Origin of the sequence: Aurantibacter sp. (assembly GCF_042094015.1) — a bacterium.
GTDB lineage: Bacteria > Bacteroidota > Bacteroidia > Flavobacteriales > Flavobacteriaceae > Aurantibacter.
The window spans coordinates 43,322-51,058 of sequence record NZ_JBELDZ010000008.1 but is presented as its reverse complement, the minus strand read 5'-3'; the positions used below and the strand labels follow the sequence as shown (position 1 = coordinate 51,058).

Genomic DNA, 7,737 nt, shown 5'->3' with positions numbered 1-7,737 from the left:
GGTAATGTTTACAACTGGCAAGTACAACATAACGTATTACACCATACTTACACTAATATTCATGGACACGACGAAGATTTAGAAGCTGGACGTATTTTACGTTTCTCTAAACATTCTGAATGGCAAAAACACCATAAATTTCAGCATTATTATTCTGTATTGCTTTATGGTTTATTAACTATAAATTGGGCAATTACAACAGACTTCCAACAAATGAGTCGTTATATGAAACGAAAACTATCTTACGGAAAATTCCCTAATCCATTTGTTAACTGGAGTAAATTAGTGATTTCTAAAATATTATACGTTGCCATTTGGATTGTAATTCCTATTGCATTTACTAGCTTGTCTTGGTGGAGTGTTTTATTAGGTTTCTTTATTATGCATTATGTAGCTGGACTTATTTTAAGTGTTGTTTTTCAGTTAGCTCATGTTATGGAAGAAGCAGAAATGCCTTTACCAGAAGAAGATGGCAAAATGAAAAACACTTGGGCAATTCATCAATTAAAAACTACAGTTAATTTTGGAGCAAAAAGCAAAATTATAAACTGGTATACAGGAGGATTAAATCATCAAGTAGAACATCATATATTTCCAAATATTAGCCACGTACATTACAATAAAATTGGCGAAATAGTAAAAAGAACCGCACAAGAATTCAACTTACCATACAACGAATATAAAACCACACGTAAAGCTATTATTGCTCATTTTAACCACTTAAGACAAATGGGAATAAATCCTGCTTTACAACAAGCTTAATTTACACTTATGAATTCAAATCCGTTATCTGAACGTATTTTAAATATGGCAACTTCTGCCACATTAGCTATGGCTGCAAAAGCTAGAGAACTAAGAGAAGAAGGCAAAGACATTATTGGTTTAAGTCTTGGAGAACCAGATTTTAATACACCAGATTTTATTAAAGAAGCAGCTGTTAATGCTATTAACGAAAACTACAACGGATATACACCAGTAGATGGTTATGTCGATTTAAAACAAGCTGTTATTACTAAATTTAAACGCGATAACAACTTAGAATTTACTTTACCGCAAATTGTAGTTTCTACTGGAGCTAAACAATCTTTAGCAAATGTGGCGCTAGTTATGTTAAACAAAGGTGATGAAGTTATTCTGCCTTGTCCATATTGGGTAAGTTATTCTGATATTGTAAAGTTAGCTGAAGGAGTTCCTGTAGAGGTTAAAACTTCTATAGAAACAGATTTTAAAATGACTCCTTCGCAATTAGAAGCAGCTATTACACCAAAAACTAAAATGGTTTGGTTTAGTTCGCCTTGTAATCCAAGTGGATCTTCTTACACAAAAAAAGAATTAGAAGCTTTAGCTGTAGTATTAAAAAAGCATCCAAATATTTATGTAGTTTCTGATGAGATTTACGAACACATTAATTATACTGGAGTTGCACATGCAAGTATGGCAGGAATAGATGGTATGTTTAATAACACTATAACTGTAAATGGCGTTTCTAAAGCATTTGCTATGACTGGTTGGCGTGTTGGTTACATTGGTGCTCCAGATTGGATTGCACGTGCGTGTAACAAAATGCAAGGTCAAATAACAAGTGGAACAAACTGTATTGCCCAAAGAGCTGTAATAACCGCTTTAAACGCTTCGCCAAGTAAAGTGAAGTATATGATAGATGAATTTAAAATTAGACGAGATTTAATTTTAAATCTTCTAAATGATATTGAAGGATTTAAGACCAATATACCTCAAGGTGCTTTTTATGTGTTTCCAGATGTATCAGCTTTCTTTGGAAAAACATTTAAAGGAAAAACAATACAAAATGCTACCGATTTTTCTATGTATTTATTAGAAGAAGCTTTAGTTGCAACTGTTTCTGGTGATGCTTTTGGTAATCCAAATTGTATGCGTATTTCTTATGCAGCTAGTCAAGACCAAATTATTGAAGCTATAAAAAGAATTAAAACTGCTTTAAGTTAATTTTAAGGACCTAAATAATTTTATTAAACGAGCATACTTATTAGTTTTGCTCGTTTTTTTTTATGCAAAATATATAAAAACAGAAATTAGAATTATCATAATTACAGTTAATAAAACAATCTGTTTTACACGTCTTTCAATATGTTCTTTCTTTAGCTTATTACGAAGTTTTTTAATATCTTCTTTTGTTGCTTTAGGAAAGTTATATTCCGTTTTTTTTCCACTTTGATTATGAGCTAACCCGCCAAAACCACGCTTCTTTTTGCTTAACTGACTTCTATTTGCTTTTAACGATTGGTTTGCCGCCATCATTGCTCCTTCTCCTCCCATAATTATATTTGTTTGATTATATAATATGAGTAGCTAATTTTATGAAAATGTTACAATTGTGTCAATTAAACTATTTCACTAACTAAAAAACTCAAGAAAAATAAAATAATTGACTCTTATCTATTTCTCCAGAAAAAAGGCGTCATAATAACAAGAACTGTAAACAACTCTAAACGACCAATAAACATTAAAAAAGCAGACCACCATTTTCCTATTGGTGGCAATGCTGCATAATTATTTACTGGGCTAAAATCACCTAAAGCAGGACCTACATTTCCTAAACTTGATGCTGCAATTCCAATAGAAGATTCAAAATCTAACTGCATCATAGAAAACCCCAAAGAACCTATTATAAAAGAGATAAAATAGAGAACAAAAAAGCCAAGTATATTAAAAACAATATCTCCAGAAACTGATCGCTTATTATAACGAACTGGTAAAATTGCATTTGGATGTAAAGCTCTTTTAAACTCTAAAAAACCATTCTTAATAGTAATTAAATGTCTTACAACTTTAATTCCTCCAGATGTACTACCTGCAGAACCTCCAAGGAACATTAGCCCAAAAAAGAAAACAACCAAAAATGGAGTCCACATTGTAAAATCTGCCGTTACAAAACCGGTTGTTGTTATTACAGAAATAACTTGAAATAATCCGTGTCTAAAAGCACTTTCAACCTCGCCAAAAACCATTGGATGATTTATTGTAGACAAAGAAACATCTGCTCTAAAATAAATTAAAACTGAAGCTATTAATGTGAATGCTAAAATAAATTTAGTGTATAATTTAAATTCATCATCTTTAATAATATTGGAGAATTTACCTTTAAACATATAATAACTTAATACAAAATTAGTTCCTGCCAAAAACATAAAAAAGATAATAATATACTGTATTAGTGGATTATCATTCCAAAACGCTACACTTGCGTTTTTAGTAGAAAACCCACCAGTAGACAACGTACACATGGCGTGATTAATGGCGTCAAAAAAGCTCATTCCTGCTAATTTCAACAATAATGTTTCTGCAGCAGTATATCCAAAATAAATTAACCACAAACGCTTTGCTGTATCTGTAATTCTTGGATGTAACTTATCTGCACTTGGCCCTGGCGCTTCTGCGGCAAATAGCTGCATTCCTCCAATTCCTAACAAAGGTAAAATAGCTACTGCTAAAACTATAATTCCCATTCCACCAATCCAATGTGTTAAACTTCTCCAAAATAAAACACCATATGGAACTGCTTCAATATCGTTTAAAATAGATGCTCCAGTTGTAGTGTAACCAGACATAGTCTCAAAAAAGGCATTTGTAAAATTTGGAATACTTTCTGTTATTAAATAAGGTAATGTTCCTGAAAGTGTCATTGCAATCCATCCAAAAGTTACAACAATATAACCTTCACGTTTATTTAAAACTTTTTTGTGATTTCTAGTAAAAAGCATAAAAAGTCCTCCAATAGCAATAGAGATTAACCCAGAAAGACACAACTGCAAAGTAACTCCATCCGAATAAATAAAACTAACTAATGCAGATAATAACATAAAACCGCCATTAAAAAGGAGTAATAATCCTAAGAAATAGAATATAATTTTATAATTAAGTTTTATAAACTTTCTCATAAATTACAGAAATAGTTTTTCAACAGATTTAATAGACTTTGGCAAACAACACACTACCATAAAATCGCCTTCTTGTATTTTAAAATCGCCTAAAGCAATAAATCCTTTTCCATTTCTAATAACACCACCAATAATTGCGGAACGAGGGAAATCGATATCTTTAATTAATCTATCGCAGACTTTAGAAGTTGGCTTTACTTTAAACTCTAAAAGCTCAGCATTCATATTATTCAGTTTAGTCATTGCTACAACTTCACCTTTTCTAATATATCTAAAAATATTATTTGCCGCTAAAAGCTTTTTATTAATTAAAGTATCAATTCCTATAGATTGCGACAACTCGAAATAATCCATATTCTCGACTAGAGCTATTGTTTTTTTAACACCTTTAGATTTTGCGACTAAACAAGACATTATATTTGTTTCGGAATTACCTGTAACTGCAATAAACGCATCCATATCGTTTACATTTTCTTCCTCTAAAAGTTCGACATTTCTTCCGTCTCCATTAATAACTAGAGCTTTATCAAGCTGATCTGCCAAATCAAATGCTACTTCTTTATTTTTCTCTATAAGCTTAACGTTAAAGTTATGATTACTTAAATCTCTTGAAGTTTTATAACCAATTTTACTTCCTCCAAGAATCATGACATCTTTAACTGGCTCATTAGTTTTTCCTGTCATTTTACACAGCTCTTCTCCTCCACCTTCACAAGTTATAAAAACAACATTGTCGCCATCTCTAAATTCTGTATCTCCGCGAGGAATTATGGTGTATTGTGTCCCAAAACGCTGAATTGCAATGGGAACAAAATGAAATTCCGAAAACTGTTCTGCAGCTTCTCGAACCGATTTACCAACAAAAGAAGCTGTTCTAGACAAACTTAAACTTACCATAGTTAGTGCGCCATCTTCAAACTCGTAACTGTCTTTAAACGCAGATTGATTCAATAATAGTTCTATTTCTGAAGCAGCTAAACTCTCAGGAGAAATTAATTCATCAATTCCAAAGCGGGTAAAACCAACCTCATCTTTATGTGTTATAAATTCTGTATTTGTAATACGTGCAATAGTACGTTTTGCACCTAATTGCTTAGCTATAGCGCAAACCGTAATATTAGTAGTTTCGGAGGCTGTAACACCAATAACTAAATCACAATTATCAACACGTGCGTCTTTTAAAATAGCAATAGATGTAGCATCGCCTTTTAGAACTTTAATATCTAAATGATTGTCTGCATAAGACAAACTTTCTCTATTCGTATCTATTAACGTAATTTCTTGAGATTCGTAAGATAATAATTTCGCTAAATGAAATCCTACCTCACCAGCACCAGCAATTATTATTTTCATAGTGTATATAACTAAAAGTAAGAGCGCAAAGATACGACTTTTTTTGTGCTTTAGTATTTCAAAAAAATCATTAAAATAGAATTAACAACACTATAATAATACACAAATGAGACAACTAATTATTAAAAAACCATTAATTTTGTAAAAAAAAGTTTTGGCTAAAGTTACTCCATACAAAGACAGCAATTCAAGTAAGAAAGAACAGGTTACAAAAATGTTTGACACTATCTCTGGTGAATATGACAATCTAAATCGTGTAATTTCTTTTGGAATTGATATTAAATGGCGAAACAGAGTTGTTGCGATTGTAAAAGCAAGCAATCCAAAAAACATTTTAGACATTGCTACTGGAACTGGTGATTTAGCTATTAGTTTGGCTGAAACTGATGCCGAAAAAATAATAGGATTAGATATTAGTCCTGGTATGTTAGAGGTTGGTAAGAAAAAAATTAACGCAAAAAAATTAGACACTAAAATAGATATGATTATTGGTGATTCTGAAAACTTACCGTTTGACAACAACACCTTTGATGCAATAACTGTAGCTTTTGGCGTTAGAAATTTTGAAAATTTAGAAAAAGGGTTAGCAGATATTTTAAGAGTTTTAAAACCAAATGGAACGTTTGTTATTTTAGAAACTTCTGTACCAACAAAATTCCCTTTTAAACAAGGTTACGCATTTCATTCTAAAGTAATTCTTCCTACAATAGGAAAACTTTTTTCTAAAGACAAAACAGCATATACTTATTTAAGTGATTCTGCAAATGTTTTCCCTTATGGAGAAGCTTTAAACAATATTTTACAAAAAGTTGGGTTTATAAATGTTACAGATATACCTCAAACTTTTGGAGTTGCTACCATTTATAAAGCATCAAAGTAATTTTATGAAGAAAATCACCATCTTATTAAGTCTATTTTTAGTTTGCCAAATAGCAAATGCTCAGATGTTTTCAAAAGAGAAAATTCAGCATAAAGTTAATGTGGACAAAAAACTATTGAGTTGGGGTTATTATTTAGGCTACAATAGTTTGGATTTTAAATTTGATTACAAAACGCTTGCTAAAGATATTACAACTGCAAAATCTGGAGGATTTAATGTAGGTTTACTAGGTAATTTACGAATTACGGAGCATATAGATTTACGCACAGAGCCAGGATTAGTCATTACAAACAGAGTCTTATTATTTGACGAAAGTTATTTTTCTAGTATTCCTTTTGACGACAGGAAACCATCTGATTTAGATAGAGAACTTAAAGCAACTTATGTTTATTTACCTTTAAGTCTTAAATTCTCTACAACTAGAGTTAATAACCTAAGACCTTTTGTACAAATTGGTGTTGCTGCAGCTATAAACCTATCTAGTAACGAAAAAAACCCAGATGATAATAGTAATGGTACATTTAGAACAAAATCTAATATGTCTTTTTATGAATTAGGTCTTGGTATAGATTTTTATTTTCAGTGGTTTAAGTTTTCTCCTACTATAAAAGGCGTTTTTGCTTTAAATGATGAAGTTGTTAGAGACAAAGATGTAAATAGTCCTTGGACAGGAAACATAGAACAAATGCAAACACGAGGCATTTTTATAAATTTTGTAATTCAATAATTTTAAACATAGCGTTTAAATTCACTTAAAATAATCGCTGTAGCCGTAGCGACATTTAAACTTTCTGTTTCTTGTATATTACCAAATCTTGGAATAGCTAATCTTTTGGATACTAAAGCCTCTATATTAGAAGATATTCCATTAGCCTCATTTCCCATAACTAAAATACTATTTTGAGGTAATTTATTAGTTTTATATACATTTTCCCCATTCATAAATGTCCCGTAAATTGGCAATTTTGTAGTCTCTAAATAACATTCTAAATCAACATAAGCAATCTTAACACGAGTTAAAGACCCCATTGTAGATTGTACTACTTTTGGATTATAACAATCTACAGTATCTTTACTACAAACCAACTTAGAAACCCCAAACCAATCACACAATCTAATTATTGTTCCTAAATTTCCGGGATCGTTTATAGTATCTAACACTACAATTAGTCCAGAGGCTTCTTTGTTTTCAATTACGTCTGGCAGTTTAAAGAGCGCTAAAGCTGTGTTAGGGTTTGTAAAAAAACTAATTTTATTTAATTCAGTTTCTGAAATTATAGTTTCTAAACTTGTAGATAAACCAAATGTCTCTGTAGTATATATTTGATGTAATTTAAAAGACGATTCTATAAATTCTTTTATAGTTTTAATCCCTTCTACAACAAACAAACCTTCTTGAATACGATACTTTTTTTGCTTTAAGCGCGCTATAAGTTTAATGTCGTTTTTAGTTAGCATTTGTCTATTTTTTTGTTAAAGAAAAGAAAAATATTTAGTTAAATAAAAGCTTCTTATTTAAAAAAAGTGTCAAGCAAAATAATTAATGTATTTTTGATTCTATTTCATATTCAAAATTAAATCTTTTGG

Annotated in this window: 8 protein-coding genes; 4 read left to right on the top strand and 4 right to left on the bottom strand. The window is 30.7% G+C overall.

Annotated elements, in window-relative coordinates; translation table 11 throughout:
* The coding region (locus tag ACFDSN_RS02495) for a fatty acid desaturase family protein (protein WP_375238247.1) at positions 1–762 on the top strand (762 nt) is incomplete at its 5' end.
* Between the two features lie 9 nt (positions 763–771).
* Positions 772–1,965, top strand: coding sequence for a pyridoxal phosphate-dependent aminotransferase (locus ACFDSN_RS02490; RefSeq protein WP_375238246.1), 1,194 nt, complete (start codon positions 772–774; stop codon positions 1,963–1,965).
* A 60-nt stretch (positions 1,966–2,025) separates the two neighbouring features.
* On the opposite strand, the gene ACFDSN_RS02485 is transcribed toward ACFDSN_RS02490, so the two are convergent.
* The 3 genes from ACFDSN_RS02485 to trkA all read right to left on the bottom strand — a co-directional run bounded on the left by ACFDSN_RS02485 (position 2,026) and on the right by trkA (position 5,270).
* Positions 2,026–2,295 (bottom strand): hypothetical protein, encoded by a 270-nt coding sequence (locus ACFDSN_RS02485; protein WP_375238245.1) that lies wholly within the window; start codon positions 2,293–2,295, stop codon positions 2,026–2,028.
* 116 nt (positions 2,296–2,411) lie between these two features.
* On the bottom strand, positions 2,412–3,917 hold the full coding sequence (locus tag ACFDSN_RS02480) for a TrkH family potassium uptake protein (protein WP_375238244.1): 1,506 nt from the start codon (positions 3,915–3,917) through the stop codon (positions 2,412–2,414).
* A 3-nt stretch (positions 3,918–3,920) separates the two neighbouring features.
* Positions 3,921–5,270 carry a Trk system potassium transporter TrkA gene (gene trkA, locus ACFDSN_RS02475; RefSeq protein ID WP_375238243.1) on the bottom strand — a complete coding sequence of 450 codons (1,350 nt, stop codon included), beginning with the start codon at positions 5,268–5,270 and terminating at the stop codon, positions 3,921–3,923.
* 154 nt (positions 5,271–5,424) lie between these two features.
* Here trkA and ubiE point away from each other — a divergent pair, with 154 nt between their 5' ends.
* Together ubiE and ACFDSN_RS02465 are read left to right on the top strand one after the other, a co-directional pair.
* Complete coding sequence (gene ubiE / locus ACFDSN_RS02470; protein WP_375238242.1) at positions 5,425–6,150, top strand: bifunctional demethylmenaquinone methyltransferase/2-methoxy-6-polyprenyl-1,4-benzoquinol methylase UbiE; 726 nt, start codon at positions 5,425–5,427, stop codon at positions 6,148–6,150.
* A 4-nt stretch (positions 6,151–6,154) separates the two neighbouring features.
* Positions 6,155–6,877 carry a porin family protein gene (locus ACFDSN_RS02465; RefSeq protein ID WP_375238241.1) on the top strand — a complete coding sequence of 241 codons (723 nt, stop codon included), beginning with the start codon at positions 6,155–6,157 and terminating at the stop codon, positions 6,875–6,877.
* A 2-nt stretch (positions 6,878–6,879) separates the two neighbouring features.
* On the opposite strand, the gene ACFDSN_RS02460 is transcribed toward ACFDSN_RS02465, so the two are convergent.
* Entirely contained in the window at positions 6,880–7,608 is a 729-nt protein-coding gene (locus ACFDSN_RS02460) for a TrmH family RNA methyltransferase (protein ID WP_375238240.1), read from the bottom strand.
* Positions 7,609–7,737 lie beyond the last annotated feature (129 nt).